Source organism: Snodgrassella alvi wkB2, assembly GCF_000600005.1.
Classification (GTDB): Bacteria; Pseudomonadota; Gammaproteobacteria; order Burkholderiales; family Neisseriaceae; genus Snodgrassella; species Snodgrassella alvi.
In genome coordinates this window covers 485,572-499,079 of record NZ_CP007446.1, presented here as the reverse complement: position 1 = coordinate 499,079, position 13,508 = coordinate 485,572, and the positions used below count along the sequence as shown (strand labels likewise).

Below are 13,508 nucleotides of genomic sequence, written 5' to 3'. Positions count from 1 at the left end.
TATGCGCAATTGATTATTCTGCTCTGGATAGTTATTGCACATGGTGCACAGAAGTCATCAGGACTTACAAATACAAGTAATCTGTATTCTTTTTTACAGCAAATATTTATTCAATATGCTCGGAATTTCTGCAGGCATCGTTTCGGAAATTGAAAAGTATGTTCTGATTATTGTTACCCTGATTTCAGTTCAGAAAAATTTTATACTTTTGGCAAATATTCGCGTGCCAACCAGCGAATCTGCATCTGTGCATCCGGTAATAATTTTTGTAATTTTGCCACAGCAGCTTCAGTCAGTAACTGTCCGCACATAAATATATCAATGGCAGCATAGTGATGTTCAGGCCATGTATGGATACTGATATGTGATTCAGCCAATAACAATACACCCGTAACACCACCATTGCCGCCGAAAGTATGAAAATGACTGGTAAGAATATGCGCCTGTGCTGCCTGCGCAGCCTGACGCAATAATTCTTCGATGGCAACAGCATCCTGCAACCAGTTACCGTTTGTTTGATAAACATCCAGTAAACAGTGCTGCCCTACACTATGACTAAGCTGTTTTATTTGTGCCATCGCCCGCTGCTACTATAATAATGCCCGCCCGAAGAGTTTGTATCTGTTTCATGCGCGGCATAATCTATCCATGTAAATGCAATTAATAGTATTGCAGCAATATAAATATTATATTTTCTGGTTTTATTTAATTGACGAGTTTTTAATTTGGGCACAGTCGACAGTAAACTAAAAGCAAATATAAACACTAGCACCGCATCAATTCCATAGTCATAATCAGCCGGTCCGCCGACCAATATTATAAAAATTACCGGTAAATTTAAAACAACAAATAAAGCTATCCAGAAATTAGGGTTATAAATATTAAACAGAGAATTTATAAAGGTTTGCCGGGACCATTTTCTGATATTGTCGGCATTAAAATCTTTTGCTTTAATGCCTTGATGTTCACGCACAATTTCAACAGCTTTATCCCGCTCAAGGGGTTTTGCTTTAATACTGATATTTTTATCATTTTGAAACCATGCAGCCACCAGAGAAGCAGGGATGGTGCTGACCACAGACCATGATTGTTCGTTGTCCGTGAGCGTTGTAGACAGTTTATGCGCCTTGCAACCATAATCGATATAATACATTCTGTCGCCCGGAGCAACCTGCCAGTAAAATGCACCGGCAGCATACATTACATGGGCAGCATAATCATATAAAAACGGAATATCTTCTCTTTTTAAATCGAGCGGTTGTAATGGTCCGTTTAAAATAGGCCAATCCTCCAGTGTTGAAGACATTGCCCATTGATTATTTTCCAGCTCCAGCAGCCATAAAAAGCCTTTTCTGGGTGAGTAAAGCAGATATTCAGTCCAGCCAAGACTGTCTTCTTCCTCTGTCTCTTCACGCATAACCTGAACATACAAAGGTACATCCGGAAAAGCTATCTGTACTGGTAATTCCACCAGTATCATTGCACCCAGTACCCACCAGTCTTCATTGTTGATACGTGCTTTGCTGCCAATTTTAATGGTTAACTGACGCTCATACCATTCACGCTTCTCACTGATGTTTTTCTGTAATGCCGCGTCTTCACTCATATCCATCTGACCGTGGCAATACTGGCATAGTACGTAATCGGTTACCCCGCTTACCCAGAGAATTTCACCGCCGCAACTCGGGCATTTACCTCTTTTAGTTCTGCCTTTTACATAACCGGCCTGGCTGCGTATCTGTTCTTTTCTGCGAGTGTTTTGCAGTTTCAGTGATTTCAGGGTCACTCCCCGGCCTGCAAATACTTCAGGCTGTTGCTGACCGGATGAGTAATCCAGCGTAATAAATGACAAACCATTACGGCAATCAGCTACCAGTGCTGTTTCAGAATTTGGCAGCGATACAGGTAACTCACCTTCAGCCACATACTGACCGCGGCTGGTTTTGTGAATATCAGCTACAGCATACCAACGTGACTGATACTTAAAAAATGTTTTACCGACTTTCAGACTACTGAATTCGGGTAATTTTTCCTCACCGGCAGATGCCGGCTGCAAACGGGTAAAAGCAAAACGGTCATTAGTTTCAGACAGCCATGCACTGCTGCCATCTTCTAACAGTGCATGCCACTCATTCCATAAACCTGCTTCATAATGTACTTGAATACGCCCGATCAGAATAAATGACTTACCCTGCCACTTACCGGTAGTACCGATTTGCAGCGGAGATAAATCATTCAATACTGCAGAATGGCGCCCTGACTGAAGCAGTTTATTCTGATTAACTAATAAAACAGAATGACAATAGCCGCAAACCGCAGTGACTGCGGTGGCTGAACGGATTCCGATTTCAGCCCCGCAGCTGGGACAGCTTGTGTGCAGCAGATAAGAGGATGAACTATTCATACTGCGAATTAACCGGTGATTTTTTTGATAATCTCAGCCTTGGCAGTATCATAATCATTCTGACTAATCAGGTTTTGCTCCAGCAATGTTTTCAGTTGCGCGAGCCGGGCAGTTAAATCTGAAGTTCCGTTTTCAGTACTACCGGCCGGTGCAGTCTGTGCAGCCACCGTTCCGGTCAGACCTGAAGTCATCACAGTGGCTATATTCATACCGACCCCCAGTCCGGCACCAATTCCGGCAATACCGCCTTCATTCTCCGCTGCCAGCGGAATGGCCTGTGCAGTCTGATACTGGGTGTAACGTGCTATATCCCCGACAATACCCATGCCGATACGCTCATCGAGGCGCTTTTGCAGATTTTCCGGCAGAGTAATGCTTTCCACAGTAAACTTTTCCAGCTCCAGTCCGAGCTCTGCAAAAGCCGGTTTTAGTAATGTTATCATTTGCTGTGACAGCATTAGCTGGTTAGCAGCCATATCCAGAAAAGGAATAGAAGAATTGCCAAAAGCAGTGGCCATCTGAGTAATAACTAGATTACGCAGCTGCTCTTCCAATGTTTCAGTTCGGTATTCTTCACAGACACCGCTTACTTCACGAAAGAAAACTGCCGGCTGGGCAATGCGAAAAGTGTACATGCCAAACGAGCGTACAGCGATGACGCCAAAATCACTGTCGCGAATGGTAACCGGCTGTGCAGTCCCCCAGCGTCTGGATAATTGCTGACGCAGATTGAAAAAATACACATCCGATTTAAATGGAGACTGAAATAATTTACTCCAGTTTTTCAGATTGGTGAGTAAAGGCAGATTCTGGGTATTAAGGGTAAATGTTCCTGTACCAAACTGATCTGCAATCTGACCTTCATCCACAAAAAGAGCAGACTGTGCTTCACGCACCACCAGAGCGGCACCATTCTGAATTTCCTGATCCTGTAAGGGAAACCGCCACATTAACACATCCGGGTCAGGATTTTCCCACTGGATAACGTCAATAAATTGTTTCTTAATGAAGCCACCCAGACCATTACTGCCAAAAATTGAATTCATTACCATTGTTCGTATCCAGTTTAAATTAGAGTTAATTATTAACTTAATGCTGCAGCATTAAGAATACCGATAGCCACAGACAAACCAAAAAACAGAATTCCGACTGCAATATTATTATTTACCAGTTCCTGATTAGCTTTAGGTATCAGCAATGTAGCAATCAAATACACCAGAATCTGAATAATCATGGCTGCTATGCCCCAGATAATAAAACTGACCAGATTAACTGATTGCAGCATACTGGAAGTCAGAGTGATGCAAAAACCAATCATTGAGCCGCTCAGCGAAACAGCACAGGCAATATTCCCCTGTTTAATTAATTTCAGCTCAGCTACAGGAGTAATACGCATATATAACAAAGCAAATGCGATTAGCATGGATAGCGCCACCGCAAAATATTTTAAATATTGGAGATATTGCAATAAAGGAATTGTCATTATTTATTATCCCGATTATTTCTGATGTTAAACATACCGTATAATAATTATTTTGTATAGTATTGAATTTACTTTAATATGCATAAATTTAACATCTGAATATAACTATTGCCTTATCAGTATATACAGTTTAGTCAGACAGGATGCCTCACAGCAGCCTGTGCCTGAAGCAGACAAAATGAATAAAAGGATAAACGGTGAATCCTGCTTTAATTGTATCGGTATTTGTGGTAGCCAGTTGCGGTCTGGCATATGAACTGATTATTGCTGCTCTGGCCAGTTATCTGCTTGGTGATTCGATACTTCAGTTTTCTTCAATTATTGGCGTGTACATGTTTGCGATGGGTATCGGTGCACATATGACACGCTATATTAAGGATAAAGATGCATTAAACCGTTTTATTGATATCGAAATTCTGGTGGGTATCGTTGGCGGTATTTCTGCGCTGCTGCTGTTTGTTCTGTTTGGCTTCTCTGAGACACCTTTTCGTTCGATACTGTACGGAATGGTACTGACCATTGGTATTGTTACCGGAATGGAACTGCCGCTGGTCATGCGGGTACTCAATTTACGGGAAGTTGAATTTAAAGAAGTCGTTAGCCGAGTGCTGACTTTTGATTATCTGGGTGCACTGGCTGTTTCTCTGCTCTTCCCTTTGATTCTGGCACCCAAACTCGGTATGGCCAGAAGCGCTCTGCTGTTCGGTATTCTGAATACAGTTGTTGCATTATTAACTGCACGGTTATTTAAAAAAAACTTACGCCGCTACCGCAGCCTGTATCTGCGCGGTAATATGGTTCTGCTTATTCTGATTCTTCTTTTCTGCTATGCCAATAAAATTACCGATAAGGCAGAACAGCATTATTTCGGCGATCCGGTCGTATACAGCACAGCCTCTCCTTATCAGCGTCTGGTCATTACAAAATGGCATAATGATACCCGCTTATTTATCAACGGCAATTTACAATTTTCTTCAATGGATGAAGCCCGTTATCACGAAGCACTGGTCTTGCCGGTAATGGAACAGAATCCTCAGACTGCCAGTGTTCTGATACTGGGCGGCGGTGACGGACTGGCTGCTCGTGAAGTACTGAAATACCCTCAGGTTAAGCAGGTTACTCTGGTCGATCTGGATGCCAGCATGACTAAAGTATTCCGTAACTCTACTCATTTGCGCCAGCTTAACCAGAATTCACTGAATAATCCGAAAATGCATATTATCAATGCGGATGCGGCACAGTGGCTGGAACACAATCAGCAGAAATTTGATGCAATCATTATCGATTTTCCCGACCCGTCTAATTTTTCTCTGGGCAAGCTGTATTCAGTTCCGATGTACCGGATGGTTGCACAGCATTTAAATCCTCAGGGCAATATCGTAGTGCAGTCCACTTCACCTTATTTTGCCCCGAATGCGTTCTGGTGTATTGTGAACACACTGGAAACGGCCGGCTTAAAGACTCTGCCTTACCATGTTTATGTTCCGTCATTCGGTGAATGGGGTTATGTAATGGCAAATCAGAGCGGTGAATTTCTGATTCCTGATCATTATCAGGTACCAACACGCTATCTGGATGCCGATAGTACAAGAGAAATGTTTATTTTTCCGAAAGATATGCAACGCCGCTCTGTTGAACCCAATCATCTGAATACACAAAAGCTGGTAGAGTATTTTGAGGCTGACTGGCGCGCTGTCATGCGCTAAAGGAATAGCAGAAATGAAAATCAGTCGTCGCCGTTTTCTCAGCCATGTGCTCGGTGCCAGTATGGTAGGTCTAACCGGCTATGAGGCATGGCGCTATTTCAGACCCGGGCAGCCGCCAGTCAGTATAGCTTTTCCCGGTAAGGCAACCGGCCATGCTATTCGTGATGCTCGTATAAATGTCCCGGCAGAGATACCCAGATTCAGCGTGAATACTGTGATTGTCGGCAGCGGGGCGGCAGCTCTGGCTGCGGCGTGGCAATTATCCAGACAAGGCATGCAGGATTATATTTTACTTGACGGGGCTGAACGCAATGGCAATAACCGCGGCGAACAGCAGTTTGGCGTAAACTATCCGACCGGAGCCCATTATCTGCCCCTGCCTTCGCCTGAATCAGAACATATTCGCGAACTACTTAGTGATTTACAGCTCTGTCAGCATGGTGTCTATGATGAGCGGGCTTTGCTTCAAGTACCTAATGAGCGTCTGTTTTATCAGCAGCAATGGCAGAACGATTTACTGCCACACACAGATGCCGACAGTAAACGCTTTTTTCAGTTTGTACACAGGCTCAGTAGTCAGCGTGGTACGGATGGTAAGCGTTTATTCACTATTCCGCTTGATTTAGCCAGCATGGATAGCCAATGGCGCCGTCTGGAAAAAATAACATTTGCTGACTGGCTTGAGCAGCAAAACTATCGTTCGCCGACATTTTTATGGTATCTGGACTATTGCTGCCGTGATGATTATGGACAAGGTATCAGACAAATCAGTGCCTGGGCAGGTTTGCACTATTTTTGTGCGCGCGGTAATCAGCAAAATGAGCATGGCACAATAATGACATGGCCTGATGGTTTGAATGAACTGTCGCAACGGATACGCACGTTCTGCCGCCTGCATCCGGTAACCGGTCTGGCGGATATTAGTTTGCCACGCACTCAGCCATATAGCATCAATGCCTTTGCTGTTTCAATTGAGGAGCATAATCAGGGTGTTCGCCTACTTATCTGTACAGAGCGGCAACAATATTACTGGCTTGAGGCTCAGCATGCTGTATGTGCCATGCCACTTTATATTGCAGCCCATGTAGTTAAAGATATTCAGCAGTACGGATTCAAACCGGATATTCATATGCCGCAATATGCACCATGGATTGTGGCAAATTTTCTGCTGCGTGGTTTTCCGGCAGAACGCAAGGGCAGCAAACTCGCCTGGGATAATATCCTCTATCAGGGGAAAGGACTGGGTTATGTGGTGGCAACCCACCAGCAAATCCGGCAAGGGCCACCAGCCTATACCTCATTTACCGCCTATACTGCACTGAATCATGATACCCCTGCTAATGTGCGCCGCTGGATGCTGTCTGCATCAACCGATGAAATTTATCAGTGTGCGGCCGCAGAACTGGAGCAAATCTATGGAGTTAAACTACGCCGGCGTATGTTGCAGGCGCGTTTAAGTTTACGTGGCCATGCCATGGCTGTACCGCAACCGGGCTATCTGTCCAATCAGGGTTTACAGTCACTGCGTACTTATACCGGTCGCTTACAGTTTGCACACAGTGATTTATCCGGTTATTCGATTTTTGAAGAAGCCTGCTACTGGGGTAAACGTGCGGCAGTTCAGATACTGGCACAACACTAATATGCGGTATCAGAACAAACAAACAGCCTGCTGCCAGAAATATGGCAGCAGGCTGTTTGATTCAGATAACAAACTTTCTAAACTTCAAGATAATCCATAATACTTTGTGCCGCATCTCGACCTTCGGCAATAGCAGTAACCACCAGATCAGAACCACGGGTAATATCACCACCGGCAAAAATTCTGGGGTTGGCTGTCTGCTGTTTATATTCACCACAGGTCTGAATCCGGCCGCGTTCATCCACAGTAACACCAACACTGTTTAACCAGGGCATACTGTGCGGAGCAAAACCAAACGCCACAATCACCGCATCGCAGGCAATCACTTCTTCACTGCCGGCAACAATTTCAGCACGCCGGCGCCCGCGTTCATCTGGCGCACCCATTATGGTTTTTACTACCTGAATACCGCTTACTGTACCATCAGCATCAGTCACTACTGCCTGTGGCTGCACATTGAATTTGAACTGAACACCTTCTTCACGCGCATTATTGAATTCTTTTTTTGACCCGGGCATATTGGCCGCATCGCGGCGATAGGCACAGATAACCTCTTTTGCCTGCTGACGTAAAGCTGTACGCACACAATCCATGGCAGTATCACCACCGCCAAGAACCACTACGCGCTTATCGGCCATAGAAACATAATCTTTACTGGGAATATTCAGCAAATGTTCGGTATTGCCGATTAAATAAGGCAATGCTAGATAGACACCAGCGGCATCTTCATTTTCAATTCCTGCACGCAGCCCCTGATAAGTACCTACACCCAGAAATACCGCATCATACTGCTGTTCCAGCTCTTGCAGGGTAACATCTTCACCTACTGTTACCCCCAGTCTGAACTCAATACCCATATCAGTCAGTACATGACGGCGGCGCATCATCACTTCTTTTTCCAGTTTAAAAGCCGGAATACCGAAAGTCAGTAAACCGCCGATTTCTGTCGCCCGTTCGTAAACTGTAACATCCACACCATTGCGAATCAGTACATCGGCACAACCCAGCCCGGCCGGACCGGCACCGACTACCGCCACTTTTTTGCCTACTTTTTCCACCTTACTGATATCAGGATGCCATCCCTGTGCAAAAGCCTGTTCAGTAATGTATTTTTCAATGGCTCCAATCGTAACCGCTCCGAATTCAGCATTCAGCGTGCAATCACCTTCACACAAGCGGTCTTGCGGGCAAACCCGTCCGCAGACTTCCGGCAGACTGTTGGTAGAGTGTGCCAGTTCAACTGCTTCGATAATTCTTCCTTCATTGGCCAGTCGCAACCAGTTGGGAATATTATTGTGTAAAGGGCATTTATTCTGACAGTACGGATTACCACAGGCCAGACAGCGGTCTGCCTGCGCAATAGCCTGTGCAGTAGTAAACGGCTGATAAATTTCCGCAAACTCATGCCGACGTACAGTCAGCGGTTCTTTCGGGGGATCGACACGCGGCACATCAATAAACTGATAAACATTTTCGCGTTGACTCATCTGGTGTTCCTTGCAATATTTCTAATTATTTCTGCATTATCCGGCGGGCTTACTGGGTCACTGCACGCAGTTCTGTAACTGTACGCGGCTTATGTCCCAGTAACGCATCAACATCATTGGCTTTCGGTTTAACCAGCACAAAACGGCTGACATAATTATCCCATTCTGCCAGAATGCGCTCCCCTAACGGACTGTGGGTATTCTCTACATGCTCGGCAATTAACCCGCGCAGATTTTCCTGATGCATAGTTAATTCACTGATATCCAGCCCTTCCACCAGCTCCGGATTAATCCGCTGTTTAAAGCAGCCGTCTACATCCAGTACATAGGCAAAGCCGCCGGTCATACCGGCACCAAAATTAATTCCGGTTTTACCGAGTACGCATACCACACCACCAGTCATATATTCACAGCCATTGTCACCAATGCCTTCTACGACCACCGTAGCGCCGGAATTGCGCACGGCAAAACGTTCACCGGCCTTACCGGAAGCAAAAAGCTTGCCACCGGTAGCACCATACAGACAGGTATTGCCGATAATTGTCGTGTCTTCAGGACGGAAAGCTGTGCCGCCGTGCGGATGAATCACAATTTTGCCGCCGGCCATACCTTTACCCACATAATCATTGGCATCCCCGGTGAGATATAAATTTACAGTTCCGGCCAGCCATACGCCAAAACTTTGTCCGGCTGTTCCGGTCAGATAGATATCAAAACGCTGAGGTACGTGACCACGATTACCGTAAGTTTCTGCAATCCGGCCGGATAATGAGGCACCTACTGAACGGTCGGTATTATTAATATCATAATTTAATTCAACATCCTCACCGCTTTGTATCGCATCACCAATATCCTCCATGATGGTACGGTTAAGGCGCCCCGGATCAAACGGAGGATTGGTCTGGGTACAGTAGCGTGAGCTGCCATCCGGTACTTTCGGGGAATACAGCAGCTTGCACAAATCCAGCGTACCTTGTTTAGGCGTAATTCCGGAAACAATTTCCAGTAACTCAGTACGGCCGATTAAATCAGTTAACTGAGTTACACCGAGCTGCGCCATAATTTCGCGTACATCCTGTGCGATGAATTTGAAATAATTCATTGCTTTCTCAGGCAGGCCGTGGAAATGTTCATGGCGCAGAGTATCATCCTGTGTCGCTACACCGGTAGCGCAGTTATTCAGATGGCAAATGCGCAGATAGCGGCAGCCCAGTGCAATCATCGGCCCGGTACCAAAACCAAAACTTTCAGCCCCCAGAATAGCTGCCTTCACAATATCCAGCCCGGTTTTCAGACCACCGTCGACCTGTAAGCGCACTTTGTGGCGCAGATTATTTTCTACCAGAGCCTGCTGAGTTTCAGCCAGACCCAGTTCCCACGGGCTGCCGGCATATTTCACACTGGTTATCGGACTGGCACCGGTACCGCCGTCATAGCCGGAAATAGTAATCAGATCCGCATATGCCTTAGCCACACCGGTAGCAATCGTACCCACACCCGGTAAAGACACCAGCTTAACTGAAATCAGCGCACGCGGATTAATCTGTTTCAAGTCAAAAATCAGCTGTGCCAAATCTTCAATTGAATAAATATCATGATGCGGTGGCGGCGAAATCAGCGTAGACCCGGGCACGGCAAAGCGCAGCTGAGCAATGTACGGAGTCACCTTATCCCCGGGTAACTGACCACCTTCACCCGGCTTGGCACCCTGTGCCACTTTAATCTGAATAACATCAGCACTCATCAGATAAGCCGGTGTTACACCAAAACGGCCGGAAGCCACCTGTTTAATCCGTGATACCCGTTCAGTACCGTAGCGGTTCGGATCTTCGCCCCCTTCTCCCGAATTGGAGAAACCGCCCAGACGGTTCATCGCAGTAGCCAGCGCTTCATGCGCTTCCGGACTCAGTGCGCCGATAGACATTGCCGCACTGTCAAAGCGCTTATACAGATTTTCTGCTGCTTCTACTTGTTCCAGTTTAACCGGCGTTGCATTATCAGTTTTCAGACGCAGCAAATCTCGCAGCATAGCAGGCGGACGGTGGTTAACTGCATCTGCATAGCGACGGTAACGGCTATAGTCTCCGGTATTTATGGCCGCCTGCAATGTATTCACCACCTCAGGATTATAGGCATGATATTCACCCTGCGGCTTGTATTTCAGATAACCGCCGATTTCCAGTCCGCGGCTTTTCTGCCATGCCCGCTTGTGAAGCCATCTGAGCTCATCATCCAACTGGGCAAATGTTGCACCTTCAATCCGATTAATCATATTCTTAAAGCATAACTGCATCACTTCGTGATGAAAGCCCACTGCTTCAAACAAACAGGCACAACGATAGGAAGAAATCGTTGAAATACCCATTTTGGAGATGATTTTATACAGCCCCTTATTAATACCATTGCGGAAATTCAGCATTACCTGCCGTAATGGTTTGGTAATTGCACCAATGCTGACCATTCTGGCCAGACTTTCATACGCCAGATACGGATACACTGCCGTGGCACCCAGACCAATCAGTACCGCAAAATGGTGCGGATTACGTGCCGAGGCAGTTTCAACAATAATATTGGCATCACAGCGCAAATTGGTTTCGACCAGACGCTGCTGAATAGCACCGACACTGAAAACAGCAGGAATAGCAATAGCATTCCGGCTGACATTGCGGTCTGATATCACCAGCAGAACAGCACCGTTTCTGACAGCAGCCACGGCTTCATCGCATAAATGTACCAGTGCTTCCTGCAAACTGGTTTCATTCGGGTTATAAACAGCATCCAGATGATGATGCTGGTAATGCTCAGCTGATAACTGCAATAACTGCTGCATATCAGAGTACAGCAATACCGGCGATTTAAAATTCACCCGGTGTGACATTCCCTCAGCTTCAAAAAACACACTCATTTCTCGCCCGATACAAGTATTCAGGCTCATCACATGTTTTTCGCGCAAGGGGTCAATCGGCGGATTGGTTACCTGAGCAAAATACTGACGGAAATAGTCGTACAGTACCCGCGGCCGTTGTGACAACACCGCAAATGGCGTATCGTCACCCATTGATCCTACCGGTTCCTGTCCGTTTTCTCCCAGTATCCGCACCACATTTTCCAGCTCTTCCATGTCATAACCGAACAGTTTCTGATAAACCAGTAACTGGTCTGCTGACAAACTGGAGGTACCGGCCTCTTCATCCGGCAGTTTTTCAAACGGAATCAGCGATAATACATTTTTATCCAGCCATTCTTTATACGGATGCCGGGTTTTCAGCTCAGTATTGATATCCGCTGAATGCATCAGCCGGCCTTCACGCGTATCTATCACCAGCAACTCACCCGGTCCGACACGGCCTTTTTCCAGTACTTCATCCGGTGCGTAATCCCAGATACCCACTTCAGAAGCAATCGTAATCAGTTTATCCTGAGTAATAACATAGCGCGCCGGCCGTAAACCATTTCTGTCCAGCGTACAGGCCGCATAGCGGCCGTCACTCAGTACAATACCGGCCGGACCGTCCCATGGTTCCATATGCATGGAATTAAAATCGTAAAATGCACGCAAACCCTCATCCATATCCGGATTGTGCTGCCATGCCGGCGGTACCAGCAGACGCATAGCCCGGAACAAATCCATACCGCCATTCACAAACAGCTCCAGCATATTGTCCAGAGAGCTGGAATCCGAACCGGTTTCATTTACAAACGGCGCAGCAGTCTGCAAATCGGGAATCAGCGGTGTATGGTATTTATACGAGCGTGCGCGCGCCCAGGCACGATTCCCTGAAATAGTATTAATTTCACCATTGTGTGCCAGATAACGGAATGGCTGAGCCAGCTGCCAGCGTGGCAATGTATTGGTTGAAAAGCGCTGGTGAAACAGACAAATAGCACTTTGCATGCGCAAATCAGCCAGATCAGGATAAAACCGCGGCAAATCCTTGGGCATACACAGCCCTTTATAAATCATCGTCTGATTGGATAAGCTGCAAATATAAAAATCACGATGATTAATCCGTTTTTCAACACGCCGGCGGGTCATAAACAGCCGCCGTTCCAAATCACGCGGCAGCCAGCCGGCAGGCGCATTAACAAACACCTGCTGAATATAAGGCATATCCGCCAGAGCAATGGAACCAAGCATTTTCGGATTGGTGGGAACAGGCCGCCAGAATGAAATATTCAGCGTTTCACGCGTCAGTTCTTCCTCAATTATTGCTTTATATTCTTCTAGCAAAGCCTCATCTCGGGGAAAGAAAATCATCCCTACGGCAAAGTTTTTGGCCAGCGTAATTCCTTCTTCTTCGGCAACAGCCTGAAAGAATTTTTTCGGCATTTGCAGTAACAGGCCACAACCATCACCTGTTTTGCCATCCGATAAAATCGCACCGCGATGCTGCATGCGTGACAGCCCAAGAATTGCGGTACGCACCACCTTGTGGCTGGCTTCGCCTTCAATATTGGCAATCAATCCAAAACCGCAGTTTTCTTTTACCAGAGAGTGGTCATATAAGCTGGACATCGGGAAACCTCATTTGCTGCACTAACTGCAAAGCACAAATTAATTAGACAAGGTAACAAACATACAAAAATTTACCTATAAGCGTCAAAACCTTTTTTCTCCAGCACCGCAAAAAAAACTCTGTGATTTCATTTAAATTTAGATTAAATCACTACGATAATCCGTTTTACTGCGTATAAAAATGGAATTGAGTACAATATCTGCTATTTTTCACCAATTTAGAGATAATTAATAATAACTGTCTAAAAGGCCAAAAAAATTGCCAAAAGC

At 45.9% G+C, this 13,508-nt stretch carries 8 protein-coding genes; 2 read left to right on the top strand and 6 right to left on the bottom strand.

The window, feature by feature from the left end:
- Window positions 1-200: 200 nt before the first annotated feature.
- Genes speD through SALWKB2_RS02135 form a run of 4 tightly spaced genes read right to left on the bottom strand, consistent with a single transcriptional unit; the run spans window position 201 to window position 3,887 of the window.
- The gene (gene speD, locus SALWKB2_RS02150; protein ID WP_025330048.1) at window positions 201-578 is read right to left on the bottom strand and encodes an adenosylmethionine decarboxylase; all 378 of its coding nucleotides are present in this window, start codon (window positions 576-578) and stop codon (window positions 201-203) included.
- Window positions 566-2,404 carry a DUF4178 domain-containing protein gene (locus SALWKB2_RS02145; RefSeq protein ID WP_025330047.1) on the bottom strand — a complete coding sequence of 613 codons (1,839 nt, stop codon included), beginning with the start codon at window positions 2,402-2,404 and terminating at the stop codon, window positions 566-568. Before SALWKB2_RS02145 ends, speD begins: the two co-directional genes overlap by 13 nt.
- An 8-nt stretch (window positions 2,405-2,412) precedes the next feature.
- Window positions 2,413-3,456 (bottom strand): SPFH domain-containing protein, encoded by a 1,044-nt coding sequence (locus tag SALWKB2_RS02140; RefSeq protein ID WP_080690425.1) that lies wholly within the window; start codon window positions 3,454-3,456, stop codon window positions 2,413-2,415.
- A gap of 32 nt (window positions 3,457-3,488) precedes the next feature.
- A complete protein-coding gene (locus SALWKB2_RS02135; protein WP_025330045.1) occupies window positions 3,489-3,887 on the bottom strand; it encodes a DUF350 domain-containing protein in 399 nt (132 codons plus the stop codon).
- Window positions 3,888-4,084: 197 nt separating this feature from the next.
- Between SALWKB2_RS02135 and SALWKB2_RS02130 the strand changes: the two genes are divergently transcribed.
- Both SALWKB2_RS02130 and SALWKB2_RS02125 read left to right on the top strand, forming a co-directional pair.
- The gene (locus SALWKB2_RS02130; protein WP_025330044.1) at window positions 4,085-5,593 is read left to right on the top strand and encodes a polyamine aminopropyltransferase; all 1,509 of its coding nucleotides are present in this window, start codon (window positions 4,085-4,087) and stop codon (window positions 5,591-5,593) included.
- 13 nt (window positions 5,594-5,606) lie between these two features.
- The gene (locus SALWKB2_RS02125; protein WP_038648647.1) at window positions 5,607-7,235 is read left to right on the top strand and encodes an FAD-dependent oxidoreductase; all 1,629 of its coding nucleotides are present in this window, start codon (window positions 5,607-5,609) and stop codon (window positions 7,233-7,235) included.
- Window positions 7,236-7,312: 77 nt separating this feature from the next.
- On the opposite strand, the gene SALWKB2_RS02120 is transcribed toward SALWKB2_RS02125, so the two are convergent.
- Window positions 7,313-8,722, bottom strand: coding sequence for an FAD-dependent oxidoreductase (locus tag SALWKB2_RS02120; RefSeq protein ID WP_025330042.1), 1,410 nt, complete (start codon window positions 8,720-8,722; stop codon window positions 7,313-7,315).
- Between the two features lie 49 nt (window positions 8,723-8,771).
- Window positions 8,772-13,238, bottom strand: a complete 4,467-nt coding sequence (gene gltB, locus SALWKB2_RS02115) for a glutamate synthase large subunit (RefSeq protein ID WP_025330041.1) — start codon at window positions 13,236-13,238, stop codon at window positions 8,772-8,774.
- Window positions 13,239-13,508 lie beyond the last annotated feature (270 nt).

Excerpts from the sequence above, each read along its gene's own strand:
- speD (WP_025330048.1), bottom strand. The coding sequence starts at position 578 with ATGGCACAAATAAAACAGCTTAGTCATAGTGTAGGGCAGCACTGTTTA.
- SALWKB2_RS02145 (WP_025330047.1), bottom strand. The coding sequence starts at position 2,404 with ATGAATAGTTCATCCTCTTATCTGCTGCACACAAGCTGTCCCAGCTGC.
- SALWKB2_RS02140 (WP_080690425.1), bottom strand. The coding sequence starts at position 3,456 with ATGGTAATGAATTCAATTTTTGGCAGTAATGGTCTGGGTGGCTTCATT.
- SALWKB2_RS02135 (WP_025330045.1), bottom strand. The coding sequence starts at position 3,887 with ATGACAATTCCTTTATTGCAATATCTCCAATATTTAAAATATTTTGCG.
- SALWKB2_RS02125 (WP_038648647.1), top strand. The coding sequence starts at position 5,607 with ATGAAAATCAGTCGTCGCCGTTTTCTCAGCCATGTGCTCGGTGCCAGT.
- SALWKB2_RS02120 (WP_025330042.1), bottom strand. The coding sequence starts at position 8,722 with ATGAGTCAACGCGAAAATGTTTATCAGTTTATTGATGTGCCGCGTGTC.
- gltB (WP_025330041.1), bottom strand. The coding sequence starts at position 13,238 with ATGTCCAGCTTATATGACCACTCTCTGGTAAAAGAAAACTGCGGTTTT.